Genomic DNA, 19,524 nt, shown 5'->3' on the forward strand with positions numbered 1-19,524 from the left:
TCATCAGAATCTGATGAGACCGCGCAGATTTTCACCGTTCTTCAAGTCTTCGTAGCCTTGGTTGATGTCTTCCAGCGCATACTCACGCGTGACGAGTTCATCGAGCTTGAGTCGCCCGGACTGATAGAGATCGAGCATCCGGAAAATGTCTTCGCGCGGGTTGGACGAGCCGAAAAGGCAACCCCGGACCTGCTTCTCGTACAGCGTCAGGTCGAACAACGACATGTCTACAGTCGTGTCGGTCGGGTGTGGGATCGCGGTCATGATCACCCTCCCCCGCTTACCGACCAAACTCAGCCCCTGGCCGACGTAAGCCCCTTCAGCGCTGTCGGTGGTCACCACGCACACCTGCGCCATCCGGCCGCGAGTCAGTTCGGTGACCATGCGGTGGGCTTCCCCGACATCGGCGGCAGTGTGTGTGGCGCCGAATTCCGTTGAACGCGCGCGTTTATAGGCCACCGGGTCGAGCGCCACGATGTGCCGTGCCCCGGCGATGCGGGCGCCCTGGATGGCATTCATGCCGAGGCCGCCGGCACCCATGACCACGACCGTGTCGCCGTCGCACACCTCACCGGTACGCACCGCAGCACCATAGCCAGTGGTGACGCCGCAACCCACCAGAGCCGCCTTGTCGAGGGCAATGTCCCTGTCCACCTTGACTACTGAGGCGATCGGCACGACGGTGTACTCAGAGAACGTGCCCAGCACGCACATCTGGCCAAGGCCCTGGCCGCGGGCATGGAATCTGTGTGTGCCGTCGAGTTGCGGGCCGAGCACGATCGCCGCACCCAACTCGCACAAGTTGCTCATCCCTCGCGCACACTCCCGACACCGTCCGCATGCCGGAATGAAGCTCAGCACAACGTGATCACCGACCTCGACCTCGGCAACTCCCGGACCGACCTCAACCACCACGCCGGCGCCTTCGTGTCCACCCACCGCCGGCAGTTGCATTGGCATGTCACCGGTCACGAGGTGATCGTCGGAATGACATAGGCCGCTGGCCGTCAGTTTTACCAGGACCTCACGTTCCCTTGGCCCATCGAGGTCTACCTCCTCGACTTCCCACTTCTGGTTAAGTCCCCACAGCACAGCTGCTTTAGTCTTCATCAGCGTTCCTCTCGTCGTGGACGGCCTGCCGCTACGGCGTCCACGGCGTTGGTCACTTCCAGCACCGTTTTCGCCACCAGGTGTGGGTCGTCGTACATGGGTACGTGTCCGACGTCGGGCAGTGTGGTGAACTCAGCATTCGGGACCAAGTCCGAAAACCGTAGGCCGTAAGGGTCATACGGGATCAGGGCGTCGCGTTCCGACCAAACGATGTGCACCGGGCATTCGACGGCGCCCAACTGGTGCTGGGTTCCCACGACATCATCGACGAGATCGAAGTAGACCTCACAGCGCAGGTTGTCAGATACGAAGGCGCCGGCTTCGGCGGGTGCCATCGTATCGGTGTTCGCTACCGCCGCGCCCAGGGCCACCCGCCGCACCAGCGCCGACCGAAGGACTTGCGGCGCAACCGGACCCAACACGGTGAACAGCCGGCGCGCCATCACCAGTTTCAGTTTGACCATTCGAACGTGTCTGCCCGGGTTCCACCCGAGCGCCGGTGACAGCGCCACCACGGACAATGCGCGCCCGCGCGTTGCCATCTCAAGCGCCAGCCAACCGCCCAGTGAATTGCCGACCAGGTGCGCCTTTTCGATACCGCGATCGTCGAGATCACGTTCCAGATGATCGGCCAACGTTGCGACAGTGGCTGTTTCGTTGTCAGCCAGCGACGGTCCGTCGGCGTGCCCGGCCAGCGACACCACGTGGACGTCGTGGTGTTCCGTCAGCATCGGCAGAACCGGCTGCCAGTGCCGCCGACTGCCACTGAAGCCGTGGATGCACACCATCGGGGATCGGGTGGTCATCTCACTCACCCCTGCAGCTCTAGTTCGGCTGAGCTCAGCTGCAGGCCTTCGAAGGCGCCAGCCTCCCACCACTTTTCGATCATCTCCCAGTACTCGATTTCGCTGCGCTGGTAGACGTCACCGAAGAAGCCGTGCTGCAGATCGCCCTGGCCGCTGTAGTAGCCCGGGGTGCAGGTCGCCAGATAGAACAGCCGCGCCAGACCAGATTCACGGGTGCGCTGGACCCACTCCGCTTGGGCGCCGTCCTCGGGTTCGATCCTGGCGATGTCGCGGCTGAGTGCATGGCCGATGACCCGAGCGGCGTGCCGCGCCTTGCGGTCGAGCATGTAGGTGAAGTTGACGACGTAGGCGTTCTGACTCAGGCCGAGTTCGACGAAGTTCGGGAACCCGGCCGAGAAGAATCCGTGCAGTGTCTTGGCGCCGGCGGCGAACTCCTCCCGCATGGACAAGCCGTTGCGGCCGACGATGTCGTAGCCGTACCGGTCGGCGGTGGAGGAGCCGGTTTCGAAGCCGGTTGCGAAAACGATGCAGTCGACCTCGTAATGCTCGCCGTCGACCACCAATCCGGTCTCGGTGAACTTCTCGACGCCGTTCGCGGAGGCGATCAGGTGTACCGAGGGGCGGTTGAAGGACTGCAGATATTCGTCGTTGAAAGTCGGGCGTTTACAGATTGCGCCGAACCACGGTTTGAGCTTTTCGGCGGTCGCCGGGTTCGCCACGATGCCCTCGATGCGATCGTGCACCGTTCGCATGAGTTGCATATCGGCGACTTCGGCGAGCACGACCTGATCGTCCAACGCAAAGGATTCCAGCGGCGCCTCGACCAGGTGGCGGCCGGTGACGGCGGTCAAGATCGTGGTCCAGATGTCGCCGACGAGGTTCTCGTCCTGCGGATGACCGTTGACCAGCGAGTTGAAGTTGTGGTGGCGACGCTGCTGCCACCCCGGCGTCAGACTGGCTGCCCAGGCCGGGTCGGTCGGCCTGTTGTCACGCGGACCGACAAGGCTCGGCGTGCGCTGGATGACGAACAACTCGGCGGCGTCCTCGGCCAGGAACGGGACGGCCTGAATCCCCGTGGCGCCGGTACCGATGATGGCCACCCGCTTGTCGCGGAGATTCGTCATCCCGCCGTGTTGGTCACCGCCGGTGTAGCCGTAGTCCCAGCGGCTGGTGTGGAACATCGCGCCCTTGAAGTCCGCGATGCCCGGTACCCGCGGGAACTGCGGTTTGTTGAGCGGCCCGTTGGCGCGGACCACGAACCTGGCGGTCAGGACGTCATCGCGGTCGGTGCGAATCTCCCAGCGCTGCAAGGTATCCGACCACCGCACGGACGTGGCCGAGGTCTGAAACAACGCCGCACGGTAGAGATCGAAGTGCCGGCCGATGCGCTGCGCATGGCCGAGTATCTCGTCGCCGTCGGCGTAGCGCTGGGTGGGCAGGTAACCCGTCTCTTCCAGCAGCGGCAGATAGATGTAGGACTCGACGTCACACTGCACCCCCGGATACCGGTTCCAGTACCAGGTCCCGCCGAAGTCGCCGGCCTGCTCGACGATCCGGAAGTCGGTCACGCCCTGCTGAGTCAGATACGCACCGGCCAGCAGTCCGCCGAACCCGCCGCCGAGGATGACGACATCGTGCTCGGCCGCGATGGCACCGCGTTCGATCGGCGCGCTGAATTGGTCGGTGTCATCGATAGCGCGCACGTCGGCGAACCCTTGGAACTGTCCAAAATTGTCCTCGCGCAGCCGTCTCGCCCGCTCTTCGGCGTAACGCTGCCGGATCGGCGCCGGGTCGAAGTCGACATCGATCTCGGTACCGCAGATCGGCAGAGTGATGGTCATGGCGGTCCTTCCAGGGCTGGCCGGAGCATTTTTGACATGTCGTCAATTTTTAGTGACAGTTTGTCATATTGTAGGGCGGATCACAAGCAAACCGGGTTAGGTGCTGCAGCGCTTGACGCTGGCGGCACGAGCATGCGATCGGTGTGGTCGCTGAACGCCTCATGGGCCGACAGACTTGCGGATCGGGAATAGGTGGGGCACCGTTGGCCGTAACGAAGCTGACGTCGCGAGTCGGTCGGAACCGTCTTCGAATCGGGCCGGTTAACCACACAGACCGATTTGGTATCAGCTACGACACACCACTTCTTTTAACTGAAATCACATAGTTAACATCGCGCGATGCAGGATTTGTCGTGGGGTCCACGCCTCCGGCGATCGCGACCTATTACGCGGCGTGACGTATTGCGCCACGCTGTCGCGATATCTGCGCTGCCAGCGTTGTATGCGGCGTCGGCCAACGCCGCCGCACCAGCGGGCGCTGCCGCCACGCCCAAACTGATCGACTTCGCCATGCATCAAATTCCCGCGGAGCACATTCGCGCCGCCGGCTACCACGGCGTCATCAACTACGTCTCGCTCTCGCGACCCGGCTCCTCTTTCGGTGCCAAACCGATCACCAGGCCCTACGCCGAGCAGCTCACTGCCGCTGGGCTGGTGATCGTCAGCAACTACCAGTACGGCAAACCAGGCGGGACCGCTCCATCAGACTTCAAGCGCGGCTTTCCCGGCGGGGTCGCCGATGCTCGCACCGCCTGGAAGTTGCATACCGCCGCAGGCGGCGGACAAAGTGCCCCAATCTTCTTCACCATCGACGAAGACATCAACCACGACACCTGGAAGACCGTGGCACTGCCGTGGTTTCGCGGCATCAACTCGGTGCTGGGGGTGCAGCGCACCGGCGTCTACGGCGGTATAGATGTGTGCCAATGGGCCGCCGCCGACGGAGTGATCGGCAGCTCACGAACCCCGGGGCGCCGGTGGGCCTGGCAGACCAAAGCCTGGTCGGGCGATCGAATCGATCCCGCCGCAGTTCTCTACCAACGCGTGGTCAGCACCGCGTCAAATCCGGGCCCCAAAGTCGGCGGACAGGAAGTCGACGTCAACGACGTGCTCGCGCAGGATTGCGGCCAGTGGAACCTGCACCCTTGAGCCCGAAAATCCCGTCGCCCGAGAGGAATTCCGGGCACCGCGATCCGAGCCTTCCCCTTTTCGCGAGTCGAACTTGGCTGCGACTTCCGGCCGGATTTCTCGCTGTGTGGTTCGGCTCGCGAGAAAAGGATGGACGAGGTCGCCGCCGAATTGTCTGCAGCGCTGGGTTTCTACGTACGCTATACCAACCCAAGTTTGATGCGCTTCGCCGCGCGGCTGCGCCGACGCGGAATCGGTTGGGACACTATCGGATTCATGTCAGCGGTCTATACCTTGACCAGATTCGGACGAAATCAGCCGCTCACTGACGAGGTGCAGCGACTGCTGAACCGCCCTCCACACACCCTGGAACGTTTTCTGCACGACAACGCCTGGCGCTGGCACGAGCGAAGGTGGACGTGATGGCCTTAATGGCAACCGCCACCTAGGCATCGAAAGATCCGTAAGTGTGAGCGGGATTGCCTTCACGGGCTGTCGTCTTTAGAGACCGGTAGCGGCCACTCCGTACTGCGCCTGGGCGGGCGTGAAGCCTTCGTACGCGAGCTGGTCGAGAAGGCCGCTCCGGGAGAAGGCGGACATGCTGAGATACTCCTTCGCCTTCTTCGCAGCCTGCTGGTTCCAGTCGACGGCGATGGTGTTGACGGCGTATGTCGCGTCCTCGGTCGAGAACCCCTCGTACTCGAGTTGGTCGATGAGTCCGGTACGGGAGAAGGCGGACATGCTCAGATACTCCTTCGCTTTTGCCACAGCGTTTTGTTGACTCATCGGGCTGAGCGGTTGCTGGTCCGCCGGACTGAGCGGTCGGAGTTCAACGGGGGCCGCGTGTGCCCCGCCCGCAGCGACGCCGCTGATCGCAAGCAACGCGGCCGCAGCAAGGGTGGTGAGGTGTTTTTTATTCATGACGGAACGATTGCCCTGCCGGTAGTGGCCGCTAAACGTTACCGGGAAGTAGCCGATCAGAGCCACGGGCGGACGTCCCCTACACCCCGAACGCCTGCCCTTCAGAATCGTGGCGAATGCTCGACATGCCAGCGGGCCTGACACATCCAAACGGTGGCGCCATGCGATCATGTCTTTTTGTCAAACCGTTTGTCGCACTGCCGGATTGCACGAAACAGTTCAGCCCTCTTGGTAGCACCAAGCGCGCAATTGCGCTGCAATGTCGTCAAGTTCGGGTATCGCAGCGGTGGCGACCGCAATCACAAAGTCAAAGCGCTCGTCCTCCGTTGCGCTAATCCACTGAGCGTTGATGGCCAGAAACGTCCGGCAGGCTGTCCACGCAAGTCGCTTGTTGCCGTCCACCAGCGCGTGATTCCGTGCCAGCGAATGCAGCATCGCGGCGGCCTTCAAGTGTAGATCTGGATAAGCATCCTGGCCGAACACTGAGGCGCGCGGGCGCGCCAGAGCCGATTCAAGCAAGCCGTAGTCCCTGACGATTACATCGCTACCTAAGACGACTCGCGCGATATCCAGCAGATCGTCGAGATCCAGGTAGTCAGTCATGCCTCCTTAAGGCGCTCCAAAACCCCGGCCTCCTCACGCACGACCCGCTGCAGGGCGGCGGCGACCTTTTCTTTGTGCGCCCGCCGCGCGATGTACTCATCGATGGCCGAAAGCGCAACAGCTTGCATCGATCGGCCCTCGGTGGCAGCTTGCTTGCGCAGCGCTTCGGCCTGCTGCTCGCTGGGTCGCAGAGTCATTCCCATGACGACGGATGATACCTGATTGATACCACCCCCAGGGGGTCCGCACCGAGGGGCGTGCTGAGATTCCAGTCTTCGCGGGTGGTCCTTCGTCAAGCGTTTTCGAAACAAAACACGCCATTTGTCAAGCTGCCGATAACCCCTGTTGATACGACACGCCGACCATCACCGCCGGTCAGCGACATACCGCCACGGCGCTATCGTATGATCCGTCGCCTCACCGCTGATGAACTAGACCAAGTCCTCGAGCTCTACCGCCTCGGACTGTCCACCTACAAGCTGGCCCAACGGTTCGGCACCGATCGTCACACAATCACCAGCCATCTCCGTCGGGGCGGCGTCGAGATCCGCTCCAGCCGAAAGCTGACGCCCCAGCTAATCGAGCAGGCGACACAGCTCTACAGCGGAGGTCAGTCCCTCGCCGCCATCGGCAAGAAGTTTGATGTCAGCCCCACGACTATTGGAACGGCACTCCGAAAAGCTGGGGTGAAGCTTCGTGACTCTCACGGCCGCCCAACTTAGGCGGCTCCATCCTCGCTCGCGCCGTTCCGGTATATCGCGAACATGAGAGAGGTACCTGGCCGTGGTTCCAAACCCAAGCGCACTGTCCCCCAACCCCTTTTCGGGTCGAAGTAGCTAGGGGCAGGACGAAACGACGGTGATCGATCTTGGTTCGGTGAGGCGCATGCCGTCGACAGTGAGTGAGTTGTCCTCGGCCTTCTGCAGTACGCCGCAGATTAAAGATCCTTTGAAAGTAGTGATGACATGGAGCGGCGTAGGCGCTTTGTCCGAGAACAGTACGGTCACCGTTGCGACAAGTATCGTCAAACCCGCTAACGCGCCAAAGAAGACAGCCCATCGGAGCCTGCATAATGCTGTTCTGGCTCGTTGTATCGTCAGGTCCCGGATGTGCTCGGTTGTCTGGTTTTTAAGAATTTCTGGAAATCCAATGGAGCCCGAAAAGCCGGTGGCGAGCAAGGCACAGACCAGCGCCGTGGCGATCGCCCACCGAATAAACGACTGCTTACCTGAGCTGACCTCGTCGAGTCCCGCCAGCCCGCCAACAAACACCACCGTACCGAAGAGGCCAAGCACTGCAGAAAATACAGCCGACCAGGCCGCACCTGCTTTTCGAACGGTGTCCAATTGGTTGCGCGAGAGGTCGCGGAGCCTTTCCTGCCAGTAATCGTCATCGTCCTGCAACATAGTCATGCCTCCCGCTACACGCTGAGGCCCACGATGTTTGGACCGCCCCAGCCGCAACCGCGACGCCCATTGTCACGGCCTTCATGAGGCTCAACACAATTGCATCGAATGTTGAAGACTCCCGACTCCTTCTGCCCAAAAGCGCCGATGACGCCCTTGAAATGCAGGGCCTGTTTCATCTTGTGACCGCATCGCGGGCAATCTCCCACCAGGTCGTGGACGAACTTGCCGTTCTTCTCCAATCGGAGCGTCCCCGACGATCTGGCTGAGTCGATTGCCCGCTTCCATAGGGTTCCGTTCTCGGCCGTCGTTTCCGGAAACTCGTAGCGCACAGCACCATTTGGCCATTCTTCGCGCACATTCTGCGGTTCCATGATTCAGTCCCACTGGACTTCGGCGGGCGTTAGCCCGAGATGAATCGCCTTGTAGCGCGCTCCAACTGCTCGCTCTAACGTCGACATAGGCTCCCTCGATACGATGTCAGTGAATGGCACTCCACTTTCCCGGCTGATAGTTGATTCGGCATGTCCGGGAAAGGCCTCGCGCAGCTGCCGCCGCACGTTTGTCAACTCCTGTCGGCGTTGCTCTGCGGTTGTACCGATAAACAGCGACCGCCCAGTGCGCTCTTCGGCGAGCTTTACCAACAGGTCGTACGTAGGCATGTGAAAAAGCTCATCAAGCGTCTCCAGGTCGCGCATCTTCTCGATTGCGTTCTCAGACGGGTGGGTTGCAACGTCGGCAACGCGAGCGAAAAGCGTCTCGAGGCTGTCCCAGTCAGCCTTCCTGTTGTGCCGTTGAGCACGTGTTACTGCATCGTGGAGGATGGTTAGCGGCGACGATGGTTGTGGGCCGGGCGCGTCGTCACGGCGTCGAGAGCGCATCTCATCCCTTCTAACAAACCAACGGAGGTGCGAGACAGGCGGTTCTACGTAAAACGACTCTTCGTGGCGACGCATGATGAACGCAGCCAGCTCCACCGCTATATTACGGAAATCGGCAATTCCCATCGCGCCGAGATTCACCAAGGCTTCATCGGCTGCGGGGTTGCCGGTATCAACTTCTTCGCCACAGTGCCTTAGGCCAATATCTGTAAGCATCAGCGCAGCAGCCTGATCTGCATGGTGTTCCAGCTCTGTTCTGGCGAACTCGTCAAAAAGACCCTCACGCCTATGTACGAGGTGGGTTATCTCGTGCAATAAGAAGAAGGCGAGCGCGCCCGTGGGTGCGCTCATTAACGGCGAAGCCACAACGATTTTGAAGGTCTGAGGAATCTGAAACTCCACAGCAAACATTCCATGCCAGCGCAGAACTTGCCAGTAGAGTTTGTCTAGGCGGCCGATATCAATCAATCGCTGGTCGGTCAGCTCTGGCGCCCGGGCAATTATGTCCGCGAGTTTTGCCGCTCTACTAAGCGCTCCCCAAAGGCCTATGTCAACCGTGACAACATCCCTACTGGCGTCTAGGTGGCAAGTCGGGGTGTCGGTATAGGTCACGGCCAGTCTCAACTGTTCGAAGGCCTCCGCGTGTGCAGGATATGCACGCTGAGCAGCTCGGATGCAATACGGCCATATCGTTCGAATCGGGTCGTGCTCAAGAATCAAGGCCGCAATGTCGCGGGGCGTGTAATGATTTCTGATCTTATCGGGAAATCGAAGCCATGCATCCTCAACATTGTTTGTCACAGATTCGAGTGTGATTTGATAACGAGGGTCATTGCCGCGAATGTTGCGTTCGATCGCTGCTATGACATCGCCAATCGAAATGACATCATCGGGTTCGGCGGCGGCGGGCAGATCACTACCAGACTCCTGGTCATCTTCCCCATCTCGCATGACGGCTCCCCATCGCCAGGCGTGTGCAGTTCCGGGTAGCCCTATCCTGTCATCGCGGTGGCGGTTTATTTCGGGTTTCGCCCCGCATCCATGTCACGGCGCGTGTTGGTATAGAGGCTCGGCGGACCCAGCAGGAGATCTTGCGCATCTCCGCTCGGCGTCGATTGTTTCGCTCATGTCATGCTGTCTTCTCAACTAACCCGCCGGACTCTCAGTCCGGAGGCTCTTCGGGCGTTACCACTGGCGTGTGGCCGCCGAACACGGTGGCGATCATGGGGCCGATGTCGTTGGCGACGGCTGCGACCGACTGACCCGCCTGCGCGAGAGACCGACGATCAACGGTATGTGCAAGCATCGACTGCTCAACCATGACCGATCCGCCATACCAGTAGACGCGCGTCGTCCGACAGCGAGCGTTCAGTTCGTTCAGCTCCGTGAGGAGCTTCCCCGACTTCTTAACCTCGACGGCGGCGCATGCCGTCGCGCGTACGAGCGGCGGGTCGCCGGGATCGATGCCAATCCAGCAGCTGGCGCTGCCGGACTTGTAGGGGTAGTCACCATCGCTGTCGGGGCAGACGTCAGGCTTATCCCAGAGATCCTGGAGACAGCGTTCAACGTGCGAGCGGGCGAGGTCGATATCAGACACCGTGTGATCCCTTCTCTGGATGCGGCTCCCATGCGGTGAGGCGCGACCGAAGCCGAGCTAATTTGCCCGGTACCAGTAAAGGGGGTGTGGGACTGACGAAAGTTGCAGCGGACTTCACTACTGGCAGCTCATGGCGACAAGTGGGACAAACGGCAACGAGATTGGAGCGCTCGACGCGCCCGTGTCTCCGCATTCGCCAAAGCATCTCCCGCTTTGTCGTCGTGCGCTGCTATACAGGGTGGCGCAACACCTGAAGGGGGCCTCAGCACCGCCATGACCAGTGATTTGACGTCCGACGAAGTAAGCCCGCGGACCTGGGCCGATGCTTTCCCATGGCTCGAAGGAGCCTCAGGCATCGGTGCCGTCGATTGGTGGAATGAACCGATCGAGAGTACGGACCCAAGTACCCGGCGTTCACGGCTCTCCACCATCTCAACCCTGGCAATGGAGCGGTTGACGCGTTGGACCATCGGTGAGATTTTTCCGGGTTTGCCGACTGATGTTGACGTAACTGGTCTCGACCTGCCGGTACGGGCACGCAACGTGCTCGGGAAGTACGGGCGTTCGAAACCAGGTCGCCTGCAGGCGACGACTCTCGCCGAGATGCTCGACTGGTATCAGATGGGAGCCGGCACCGCCGACGCCATATTGCAAACTCTGGCGGACGTATCGACGTCCACAGCGACACCGACAATCAGAGCCTTTGCTCCTTCGCCACGGTACGCCGAAGAGTCGGCGGTCATCGGGTTGGATCCACCTGGCTGGGTCGGGTCACTGGTCGAGGACCTCACAAGTATTGCCACTTGGTACAGCACCATCGGGTCTGTTGACCAACCATTGTTCGGCGGAAACGTTGGGCGCGGCACTCCCGATGAGGTCGTCAAAGCACAGCAGCGCGTCAAGGCGCTGTGCGTCAGCGACATTCTCACCGAGCAAGAGATCGAACGCGACATCGCAGCCCTGTTCGACGACGCCCTGAGCGTGCTCGATCCACGGGCGACGGAGGTTCTTGGGGCGCGTCTTTTCGCAGACGATCCTCCGACCCTTGACCAGCTTGGGCAGAAATATGACGTCACCCGCGAGCGGATTCGCCAGATCGAGGGCAAAGCTCGCGGCACGATGATGACAGTGATCTCGGAGGAAGGCCCGCTGGCGATGGCCGCGCAGAGCGCGCGCGACCTCATCGGAACCATTCGTCCACTCGACGATCTCTTAGAGATGATTCCGGCGCTCGGCAAGACAGTCGAACGCGTCGGTCAACCTGCCTGGCGAGTGCTCGACCGACTCGATGACGCCTACGAAATCGAAGACGGCTGGTGTGTCGTACCTACGATGAGCGCGGCAACAGAGTTCACGCGTACTCAACTTGCAGAGCGAGCGAATCAGTATGGCGTAATCCGGCTCGACGAGTTGGAACTGGTTGAGTCAGGGCAACCCGACAGGAAGGCTGCCATCACCGCGGCGTGGCTGACTCACTGCGGCTTCGTCATAAGCGGGGAGTACGTGCTGACAAGGACGTCATCAGTTGGCGACTATGCAGCGGCCGTTCTGTTCTTGGAGGGCTCGCCGCTGAGTTCCCAGGAGATTGTCGACCGATTCGTCTTCGATCGAAGCGCGCGTTCGCTGGGAAACTCACTTGGCGCCGACGACCGTTTCGATCGCGTTGACCGTGACCGCTGGGCTCTGAAGGAATGGGGCCTGGAGGCATACACGGGAATTCGTTCGATGATCCGTGAACTCGTGGCCCGTGGCGGCGGACGGGCACGCCTGGAAGACGTCGTCGAGTACATCACTGGCCGGTATAGCGTGAGCGCTAGTAGCGTCATCGCGTATTCGGCCGCGGCACCATTTACGACGAAGGATGGAATCGTTCAGTTGGGCGGCGAGCGGACCGCCCGCAAATCTCCGCGGCAGACGCGGCGACTATTCCGGCGTCCCGACGCATGGGCATACCGCGTTCGCATAACCACCGACCACCTCCGCGGCAGCGGTTCCGTTGCGCCGATGGCGATTACGACGATTCTCGACCTCAATGAGGGACAGACGAAACAACTAGACTCTCCGCTCGGACCGCAGTCGATCGCCTGGACCGGCATCCAGCCGCAGTTCGGCACGATTCGTCGGTTTCTCATGAACGAGGACGTTGCAGCCGGCACCGAGGCGTTCCTTGTCATTCATGACGACCACAGCTTTAGCTTTGAGCAGGCGCGTGACATCGTCGACGAACCGCTCACGGACGCCCTAACTCTTATCGGAGCGCGCCCGACCGCCGATCCCGCCGAAGCACGCGTCGCTCTGGCGTCTGCAATCGAGCTGCCCGAGAATTCTCCAGTGTCCAGCATCATCGGGGACTACCGTGCGCGCGGCGACGATGACATTGCCGACCTGCTCCTAGCGGTTCGAGAGCAGCTTGAGACGGGCCATTCGTCCGCGGGACGTACCCATAACGCCGACGTAGACGAGATTCTGGATCTTTTGTGACCGATACACCACGAGGACTCCGCTCCCTAACTCTGAACGACCGGTATCGGAGCGACCGAGAAGACGTGGTCCGCAACTTCTTCGTCCCAGCGTTCACCGTTGCAACGAGCTACAGCAGGGCGGTCGGCTACTTCACCTCCACCAGCCTTGCGCTGTACGCACGCGGCATCGAGATCTTTGCTGAACGCGGCGGATCGATGCGGCTCATCGCGTCTCCTCATCTCAACGAAGATGACATCGTTGATATCGAGCGTGGCTACGACGTTCGCGCAGTACTAGAACGAGCGACCCTGCGCGAATTGGACGACGAGGATCAGCCGGACACGGTTCTCGACGGACTTGGTCTGCTGGGGCGACTCATTGCCGACGGACGCCTCGACATCAAACTCGCGTTCGTCGAGCAAGAGGGCCGGGTCGGCATCTACCACGAGAAAATCGGCGTCTTCAGGGACGGGCTCGGTGACCTGGTCGGGTTCACCGGCAGTAGCAACGAGACCTATGGCGGCCTGATGGCCAATTTCGAATCGCTCGAGGTTTACCGAGGATGGGTGTCCGGAGATGGCACCCGCGCCCTCCGACTGGAAGCCGATTTCCAATCCCTTTGGTCTAACCAGACACCGAATCTCAGCGTCGAACGGTTCCCGGATATCGCACGAGAACGGCTCATCAAACTTGGCAGCGACCGGCCATCGCGCCCATTGCCCGCCACCGACAACGCGTTAACGCCAAACCCGGCAGAAGTGAATGAACCCACGCGACTGAGCATCCCGTCGAACCTTGAGGTCCGTGATTACCAACGGAAGGCGGTCATGGCATGGCTTGGACAGCAAGGTCGCGGCATCCTCAAGATGGCGACCGGCACCGGTAAGACCAAGACCTCCCTGATAGCCGCCACTAAGCTTGGCGATCTGCTGCGTGAGCGCGAAGAGCCCCTGATCCTCTTAGTTCTGGCGCCGCTGACGCATCTGGTTGACCAATGGATTACCGAAGTCGAAGACTTCGGTGTACGACCGATCGCCGTGTACGAATCGAGTGAGAAGTGGCTCCCGATCGTCGAAGAGCAACTGGCAGCAGCGCGCATGGGTCAACGCCCCGTCGTAGCGATGATCGCAACGAACGACTCCTTCTCCGGTCAGCGCTTCCAATCGATCCTGTCGCGGATTACACAACCACTGCTAGTCATCGCTGACGAAGCACATAACCTCGGTTCCGCAACATACCGTTCGGCCCTGCCGCAGAACGCAACCTACCGTCTCGGACTCTCAGCGACACCCGAGCGGTGGTTCGACGATGAAGGGACCGATGCCCTCACTGATTACTTCGGACCAGTGTGCTTCGAACTCGGTCTCGGCGAGGCAATCGAGATGGGTGCGCTGACGCGTTACCTCTACGTTCCTCGTCTGATAGAGCTCAATGCCGCCGAGACCAATCTCTATTTGGACCTTTCGGCTCAGATTGCCAAGCGCATCGCCTCCGGCGACAACCTGAAGGATTCGGACCCGAACTCGCCACTCGGCTTCTTGCTCCGTCAGCGGGCCGGGGTCCTCGGACATGCCGAAGGCAAAATCGCCGCACTGCGAGCCGATTTGGATGCGCGGCGCGATGAGTGGTTCCAACTCATCTACTGCGCCGAAGGGCGGCGGCCGACTGAGCCTGGAGAGCCGCCAGGACCGAGACAGGTCGACGAGGTTATGCACCTTGTGGGCAACGAACTTCGTCTGTCGGGACATACCTATGTTTCGGAGACGCCGCGCGGCGAACGCAAGGTTCTGCTACGACGATTCGGCAGCGGCAGCGACCTTCGCACATTGATCGCGATGCGCTGCCTGGACGAGGGAGTAGATATACCCGACGCCCGAGTGGGTTATCTCCTTGCCAGTAGCAGTAATCCACGCCAGTTCATCCAACGGCGCGGCCGTCTGCTTCGCCGCGCACCTGGGAAGGAACGCGCCGAGATCCTCGATTATTTGGCTGTTCCTCCGGCGGGAGCTCCGGTCAATTTCACCGTAGAGCGGGCTCTTCTCATACGAGAATTAGAGAGGGCCAACGAATTTGGGAAGCTGTCGGAAAACTATGAAACGACTTTACGGGCCTTGCGTCCCCTTAAGGAGCGCTATCAACTCATGGATATGTAGTAGACGAATAACCAACGGGCAGGACCCAACGATGAAGGAAACGGTGTGACGGATAAGCGGACAGAGCGGCAGGTGCTGGAGGAGCTGACGCCGGAGCAGCTCGCACTGTTGAAGCGGGTGTTGGAGATTGAGCGCGCGAAACTTCATATCACGGCGTACGACGCAACCGAGGATTTACTCGCGGCCGTGAAGGAGATAATTCCGTGAAGCTGCAATCCATCACGCTGACGAACTTCCGGCAGTTCAAGGGAACACAGACCCTCGACCTCACATCGGATGCCATCAAGCCGGTGACGCTGGTCTTCGGTGCCAACGGCGCCGGCAAGACGACACTCCTCAACGCCTTCACATGGGGCCTGTACGGCAACATGTCCGAAGACGTTGAACAGCAACACCGAATGATCACTGACAGCGTCTGGCGAGCGCTCCCCATCGGCGATTCAGTTGAGGTCGCCGTGGAGATCCGGTTCGACCACGAAGGTCAGGACTACCGCCTGCGTAGGAGCGCGCACCTTCGTAAGGAGTCTGACGACCAAGGCCCGCTGTCCCCCACCTTGCAACTATGGACGACCAGAGCGGATGGATCATCCGAAGTGGTCGAGGTCCCGCAGGAGAAGATCCACACGATCCTGCCCGTCGGCGTCAGCCGGTTCTTCTTCTTCAACGGTGAGCGGATCGAGAACCTGGTGAAGAAGGGCGCCTACGCCGAAGTGCAGAAGGACATCAAGGTACTGCTCGACTTGGAGCAGGTCGAGCGGGCCATCACCCACCTGCCAAAAGTGAATCGCAAGCTCACCGACGAACTCAAGAAACATGGTGGCGAAACAGCAAGTGCGATACAGGATGCAATCGATTCACTCACGGACCGGCAGACCAAAGCGAAGGACGATCTCAAGCTGATCGAGGGCGACATCGCCAGCCTGACCGAGGAGCGCGACGCAACCTTGGAACTCCTGCGGCAACACAATGAAGCCGCGCCCATCCAAGCCGAACGCGACGCGGTCTCAACCGAACTGAATGAGGCGCGTACGGCCCACACCGCGGCACGCACCGAGCGCTCGTTGCTAATCGGGACTAAAGGATTCTTGGCGTTTACCGAGGAGCTAGGTGAGAAGACGAAGGCGATGGCCGACAACCTGTACCAAAAGGGAGCGTTGCCAGCGCCGCTAAAGCGCGAGTTCGTTGACCAGTTGCTCGAAGAAGGGGCGTGCATCTGTGGGACACCGCTGACAGAACATAGCGCTCCATGGGACCACGTCAAGGAATGGCGCCAACGTGCAGGGCTGCAGGCGGTAGAGACCGCTTGGCAGCGCCTCAGCGGCCAGATTGATCCGCTGGCGGACGCCCGAGTGAGCCTTCGGGATACGCTGAGCAGCTTGCTTGATCGGATTCAGACTGAGCGAGAACGAGTTTCGCGCCTTGAGGCGCGTAAGTCGGAGCTAGACCTCAAGCTCAAAGACAGCCGACTGGAGGACGTACAGCAGCTGGAAGCAAAACGAATCGATCTGGACGGCCGCATCGCAGTCAAGAATCAGCGTAAGGGATCGTTGCTTGCAGAGCTTGAATCCATTGAGAAAGAGATCGATCAGAAATCGCGAGAGCGTTCGCGGGCGGAGGTAACTGACGAGCTGGCCCAAAAGGCCCGTTCGCGATCAGAGTTGGTCCTTGCAGTGAAGAAGGCGCTGGAGGAGATTCTTGCCTTCCGCGAGGAAGACATGCGACAGCGACTCGACGCCGAGGTTAAGGAGGTGTTCAAGGGCATCACCTTCAAGCCGTATGTCCCGACCCTCAACGAGGGTTTCGAGCTGACGCTGCATCAGAACGTCAATGGTGTGGAACTGCCTGTTCCGAAATCGACTGGCGAGAACCAAATTCTGAGTCTCAGTTTTGTGGCCGCAGTTTCCAAGCTGGCGCGTGAAATCCGCAAAGGCGGACGGGCTGAAGGCGAAGCTGCGGTCGATGCAGGCACCTTCCCGATCGTCATGGACGCGGCATTTGGCTCACTTGATCAGGACTACCAGGAAGCGGTGTCGCGAGCGCTCGCGCAGATGGCGCCACAGTTGGTGGTTCTCGTGAGCAAGAGCCAAGGACTCGGCAAGGTGGTCACGGAGTTGCTTCCTTATGTAAGCCATCTCGGCGTCATCGAGGCCCACACCACCGCGACAGGCGGTATCGCCGAGGACATCGAGCTTGAAGGTTCGTCGTATCCCTACATACGATCCGACGATTCCGACCACTCCGAACTGAAGGAGATCAAGTGACAGCCGCGCAGGGCGAGGTCCGGGTTCGTCGGCCGCAACAGCACGAGGTGCTGATCCAGGAGATGCAGAATGAGGCCAAGTTTCCGACCTACCGCGACATTCTCTTGTTTGCGGCCGCGGTCGGATTTCACCAGCAGCGCCGCGTTCCGTTCACCGCCAGCTCCGGTGATCCGATTCGATACGGGGTGCTGACCGATCCGGGCTTCAGCGAGGCGCTCATCAACATGATCGCCGCGAACGTTGTCTCGGACGACCCGGAGATCATGGACGGCTCGCGACTGGAGGAACGGATCAAGATCTTCGAGGAGTTCGCCAATGGCGGTCTCGAATACATCCAGGAGCAGATTAACGTCCGCCACCAGCCGGTCGACCTCGTCGTTATCGACCTCGTGACCGATATCTTGGCCGAAAGCGGTGGAGCAAAGCCACTTTCAGTCCAGGAGCTGCTCGGCGGAGTGTCTTGGGGCTAAACCGCCCCCATTCGGAACATCCCCGTTGGCTGAGTCATTAACTCGGCCAACGGGGATGTGTCCAAATAGATTTGCCTAGTCTTTCTTGATCACCTCGCCCAGATATGCCTTCGCAAATGTGCCCCAGTACGTGCGCAGTTGTTCGAATTGCGTATCTGGATCCACGTGGAGGTTCTCGGCTTTCGCATACGCAAGCACCAGCACCTCGATCGCCGCGCTCGCTTTACGGATCAGCGCGACCAACTCCTGCTCGGTGCTCCCGGCACCACCGTCATCTGCAACCTTCTTGAGGGGGTCGAATACATCTCGCCATACTGGATGTCGATGGTTGATCTCCACGATGGCACGACCGTTGAGATGGCGAATCCTAAATAAGTCCGAACCCGGCCATTGCGCATCGACCAGGTTGATCGGCTTCTCGTCGAGACGCTTTCGGACACTATCGATGGATTCTTGATCCTCCGAGCCGGCAACTTTGAGATCCTCGAGAATCTCATCGATGATTCTGGTCGTCTCCTCATCGCTGACATCCCTTCCGGCTTGACCGCGGGGGCTGGTTTTCTCGACATGCGCCACGGCGTCGGTGACCTTTTCGTACGAGTCGGTGTTCGCACGCTCCCTCGTCTCCACCTCACCCCAGTGCTCGCGGATTTCGCGCCGTGCCTGCCGAACCGGCCGCTCCAGCCATCCCCTGAGTTCCTCTCGGAGCTTCCTTACCGGGACAGCGCCGCGCTTGACGTTTCGCACCTGGAAGAACTCGTCCAGCTCAGCAGGGAACTTCACTTCGATACCGATGTAACGATCAACTTTGTCGATGCCAGCCGGCAACAGACGGGGCACGATGTCGTAATTGATCTCGCGGCCATTGCGAACCATGCTAATCTTTCCAGCGCTCTCAGCGATCTGAAACTCCCTGATGTCACGGCCGAGGTGGTCGGTATTACCGCCATCACCAGAACGGTGACGAAACTCTGGAGGCGCAAGGGTCACTGTGACGTAGATGCTCTGCTTGTTTGCGATCTCGATCTCGCCTTCGTCAATGACGACGCCTCGAACATCAGCCGGCTTGTACCGCTTGATGATCCGCGGATTGTCCAGACGGAACAGCGGGTCGAGCAGCGTGACCGGCTTCCCGTCTAATTCGATGTGCAGTCCCTTATCGAGAAAGAAGCGGTACGTACGGGCAATGAAGGTCCGCAGCTCGCTCAGCTTCTCGTCGAGTGCGGTGCCGTAGTGGCCTCCGCTCGTCAGGCGATCGATCTTGCCGAACACGACCAACGTCCCGGACTCGAAGGGCTGGCCATCGGATCCCGCCATTAGCTGGGCATGGTCCTCAGGCCATGCGGTCACAACCCGTGACTCAATGTGGGTCTGCTTCCCGTCCCTGATCTCGTTCAGGTCTATGTAGGCGTGCCAGATGTCCTCGCTGTCGCGCCGCTTTGTAAAGACATCGATGCGTCGGCCAAGGCTTAGGCCGGCCAGCTTCATGCCGACGCCGAACCGACCGAGCCCGGCGCGTTGCCCGTACCGAGAGCTAAACCCCATCGAAAGCGAGCGCGCCATGATGTTGGGGCTAATCCCCATGCCGTTATCGGCGAAGGCGATCTCATTAATCGCACGCTTGCCTTCGCCGTAAGCGGTCTGCACCCGGATCAACGACGCATCCGCCTCGATGCTGTTATCAATGGGCTCACCAGCTGCCGCCGTCAAATCGAATCCTGAGTCGCGCATGGACTCCAGCGCAGTGTCGATCTGAATGATGTCAGCGTGTGTACCGTCTGACGTGTTGGCGGCACCTCGTGGTGTCTTCCCTGAACTATCGGGTGCGATGAAAACTGGGTTGTCAGTCATTTTGATCTTCCTTTCTTAAGGAGCGAGGCACGG

19 protein-coding genes are annotated in these 19,524 nt (G+C 60.4%); 8 read left to right on the forward strand and 11 right to left on the reverse strand.

Going from position 1 to position 19,524, the window contains the following annotated elements:
* Positions 1-3 precede the first annotated feature (3 nt).
* From A5634_RS07125 to A5634_RS07135, 3 genes are read right to left on the reverse strand one after another with little or no spacing between them, the layout of a single operon-like run.
* Entirely contained in the window at positions 4-1,110 is a 1,107-nt protein-coding gene (locus tag A5634_RS07125; protein WP_065143354.1) for an NDMA-dependent alcohol dehydrogenase, read from the reverse strand.
* Positions 1,110-1,916: an alpha/beta fold hydrolase gene (locus tag A5634_RS07130; protein WP_081290249.1), complete on the reverse strand. Its 807-nt coding sequence runs from the start codon at positions 1,914-1,916 to the stop codon at positions 1,110-1,112. The genes A5634_RS07125 and A5634_RS07130 overlap by 1 nt, the downstream gene beginning before the upstream one ends.
* A 5-nt stretch (positions 1,917-1,921) precedes the next feature.
* Positions 1,922-3,757 (reverse strand): flavin-containing monooxygenase, encoded by a 1,836-nt coding sequence (locus A5634_RS07135; protein ID WP_065143356.1) that lies wholly within the window; start codon positions 3,755-3,757, stop codon positions 1,922-1,924.
* A gap of 339 nt (positions 3,758-4,096) precedes the next feature.
* Between A5634_RS07135 and A5634_RS07140 the strand changes: the two genes are divergently transcribed.
* Both A5634_RS07140 and A5634_RS07145 read left to right on the forward strand, forming a co-directional pair.
* Complete coding sequence (locus tag A5634_RS07140) at positions 4,097-4,906, forward strand: DUF1906 domain-containing protein (RefSeq protein ID WP_065143357.1); 810 nt, start codon at positions 4,097-4,099, stop codon at positions 4,904-4,906.
* A 129-nt stretch (positions 4,907-5,035) separates the two neighbouring features.
* The gene (locus A5634_RS07145) at positions 5,036-5,308 is read left to right on the forward strand and encodes a hypothetical protein (protein ID WP_065143358.1); all 273 of its coding nucleotides are present in this window, start codon (positions 5,036-5,038) and stop codon (positions 5,306-5,308) included.
* Positions 5,309-5,386: 78 nt separating this feature from the next.
* Here A5634_RS07145 and A5634_RS07150 read toward each other — a convergent pair whose 3' ends face one another.
* The 3 genes from A5634_RS07150 to A5634_RS07160 form a co-directional block, all read right to left on the reverse strand.
* Complete coding sequence (locus tag A5634_RS07150) at positions 5,387-5,872, reverse strand: Ltp family lipoprotein (protein ID WP_253861504.1); 486 nt, start codon at positions 5,870-5,872, stop codon at positions 5,387-5,389.
* A gap of 153 nt (positions 5,873-6,025) precedes the next feature.
* Entirely contained in the window at positions 6,026-6,409 is a 384-nt protein-coding gene (locus A5634_RS07155) for a type II toxin-antitoxin system death-on-curing family toxin (protein ID WP_065143359.1), read from the reverse strand.
* On the reverse strand, positions 6,406-6,612 hold the full coding sequence (locus A5634_RS07160) for a CopG family transcriptional regulator (protein WP_065143360.1): 207 nt from the start codon (positions 6,610-6,612) through the stop codon (positions 6,406-6,408). Before A5634_RS07160 ends, A5634_RS07155 begins: the two co-directional genes overlap by 4 nt.
* 78 nt (positions 6,613-6,690) lie before the next feature.
* Here A5634_RS07160 and A5634_RS07165 point away from each other — a divergent pair, with 78 nt between their 5' ends.
* Positions 6,691-7,131 carry a helix-turn-helix domain-containing protein gene (locus A5634_RS07165; protein WP_155769396.1) on the forward strand — a complete coding sequence of 147 codons (441 nt, stop codon included), beginning with the start codon at positions 6,691-6,693 and terminating at the stop codon, positions 7,129-7,131.
* A 114-nt stretch (positions 7,132-7,245) separates the two neighbouring features.
* Here A5634_RS07165 and A5634_RS07170 read toward each other — a convergent pair whose 3' ends face one another.
* From A5634_RS07170 to A5634_RS07190, 4 genes are all read right to left on the reverse strand, one after another.
* Positions 7,246-7,815: a hypothetical protein gene (locus A5634_RS07170; RefSeq protein ID WP_216638719.1), complete on the reverse strand. Its 570-nt coding sequence runs from the start codon at positions 7,813-7,815 to the stop codon at positions 7,246-7,248.
* A gap of 14 nt (positions 7,816-7,829) precedes the next feature.
* Entirely contained in the window at positions 7,830-8,189 is a 360-nt protein-coding gene (locus A5634_RS07175; protein ID WP_065143363.1) for a hypothetical protein, read from the reverse strand.
* A gap of 3 nt (positions 8,190-8,192) precedes the next feature.
* Positions 8,193-9,647, reverse strand: a complete 1,455-nt coding sequence (locus A5634_RS07180; RefSeq protein WP_155769397.1) for a hypothetical protein — start codon at positions 9,645-9,647, stop codon at positions 8,193-8,195.
* A 211-nt stretch (positions 9,648-9,858) separates the two neighbouring features.
* Positions 9,859-10,293, reverse strand: coding sequence for a T3SS (YopN, CesT) and YbjN peptide-binding chaperone 1 (locus tag A5634_RS07190; protein ID WP_065143366.1), 435 nt, complete (start codon positions 10,291-10,293; stop codon positions 9,859-9,861).
* A 273-nt stretch (positions 10,294-10,566) separates the two neighbouring features.
* On the opposite strand from A5634_RS07190, the gene A5634_RS07195 reads away from it, so the two are divergent.
* From A5634_RS07195 to A5634_RS07210, 5 genes are all read left to right on the forward strand, one after another.
* On the forward strand, positions 10,567-12,774 hold the full coding sequence (locus A5634_RS07195) for a sigma factor-like helix-turn-helix DNA-binding protein (RefSeq protein ID WP_065143367.1): 2,208 nt from the start codon (positions 10,567-10,569) through the stop codon (positions 12,772-12,774).
* Between the two features lie 65 nt (positions 12,775-12,839).
* Positions 12,840-14,909 carry a DEAD/DEAH box helicase family protein gene (locus tag A5634_RS07200; RefSeq protein WP_216638720.1) on the forward strand — a complete coding sequence of 690 codons (2,070 nt, stop codon included), beginning with the start codon at positions 12,840-12,842 and terminating at the stop codon, positions 14,907-14,909.
* Positions 14,910-14,954: 45 nt separating this feature from the next.
* On the forward strand, positions 14,955-15,116 hold the full coding sequence (locus tag A5634_RS28060; RefSeq protein WP_155769398.1) for a hypothetical protein: 162 nt from the start codon (positions 14,955-14,957) through the stop codon (positions 15,114-15,116).
* Positions 15,113-17,170 carry an AAA family ATPase gene (locus tag A5634_RS07205; RefSeq protein WP_065143369.1) on the forward strand — a complete coding sequence of 686 codons (2,058 nt, stop codon included), beginning with the start codon at positions 15,113-15,115 and terminating at the stop codon, positions 17,168-17,170. Before A5634_RS28060 ends, A5634_RS07205 begins: the two co-directional genes overlap by 4 nt.
* Positions 17,167-17,640, forward strand: coding sequence for a DNA phosphorothioation-associated protein 4 (locus tag A5634_RS07210; RefSeq protein WP_065143370.1), 474 nt, complete (start codon positions 17,167-17,169; stop codon positions 17,638-17,640). The genes A5634_RS07205 and A5634_RS07210 overlap by 4 nt, the downstream gene beginning before the upstream one ends.
* A 75-nt stretch (positions 17,641-17,715) precedes the next feature.
* Here the strand turns inward: A5634_RS07210 and A5634_RS07215 are convergent, their stop codons facing one another.
* Entirely contained in the window at positions 17,716-19,491 is a 1,776-nt protein-coding gene (locus A5634_RS07215; RefSeq protein ID WP_081290251.1) for an ATP-binding protein, read from the reverse strand.
* Between the last annotated feature and the right edge of the window lie 33 nt (positions 19,492-19,524).

Origin of the sequence: Mycobacterium asiaticum (genome assembly GCF_001673365.1) — a bacterium.
GTDB classification, from domain to species: domain Bacteria; phylum Actinomycetota; class Actinomycetes; order Mycobacteriales; family Mycobacteriaceae; genus Mycobacterium; species Mycobacterium asiaticum_A.

Bases quoted from the DNA above. Each gene is read 5' to 3' on its own strand.
- A5634_RS07125 (WP_065143354.1), bottom strand. From the start codon at position 1,110: ATGAAGACTAAAGCAGCTGTGCTGTGGGGACTTAACCAGAAGTGGGAA.
- A5634_RS07130 (WP_081290249.1), bottom strand. From the start codon at position 1,916: ATGACCACCCGATCCCCGATGGTGTGCATCCACGGCTTCAGTGGCAGT.
- A5634_RS07135 (WP_065143356.1), bottom strand. From the start codon at position 3,757: ATGACCATCACTCTGCCGATCTGCGGTACCGAGATCGATGTCGACTTC.
- A5634_RS07140 (WP_065143357.1), top strand. From the start codon at position 4,097: ATGCAGGATTTGTCGTGGGGTCCACGCCTCCGGCGATCGCGACCTATT.
- A5634_RS07145 (WP_065143358.1), top strand. From the start codon at position 5,036: ATGGACGAGGTCGCCGCCGAATTGTCTGCAGCGCTGGGTTTCTACGTA.
- A5634_RS07155 (WP_065143359.1), bottom strand. From the start codon at position 6,409: ATGACTGACTACCTGGATCTCGACGATCTGCTGGATATCGCGCGAGTC.
- A5634_RS07160 (WP_065143360.1), bottom strand. From the start codon at position 6,612: ATGGGAATGACTCTGCGACCCAGCGAGCAGCAGGCCGAAGCGCTGCGC.
- A5634_RS07170 (WP_216638719.1), bottom strand. From the start codon at position 7,815: ATGTTGCAGGACGATGACGATTACTGGCAGGAAAGGCTCCGCGACCTC.
- A5634_RS07175 (WP_065143363.1), bottom strand. From the start codon at position 8,189: ATGGAACCGCAGAATGTGCGCGAAGAATGGCCAAATGGTGCTGTGCGC.
- A5634_RS07180 (WP_155769397.1), bottom strand. From the start codon at position 9,647: ATGCGAGATGGGGAAGATGACCAGGAGTCTGGTAGTGATCTGCCCGCC.
- A5634_RS07195 (WP_065143367.1), top strand. From the start codon at position 10,567: ATGACCAGTGATTTGACGTCCGACGAAGTAAGCCCGCGGACCTGGGCC.
- A5634_RS07215 (WP_081290251.1), bottom strand. From the start codon at position 19,491: ATGACTGACAACCCAGTTTTCATCGCACCCGATAGTTCAGGGAAGACA.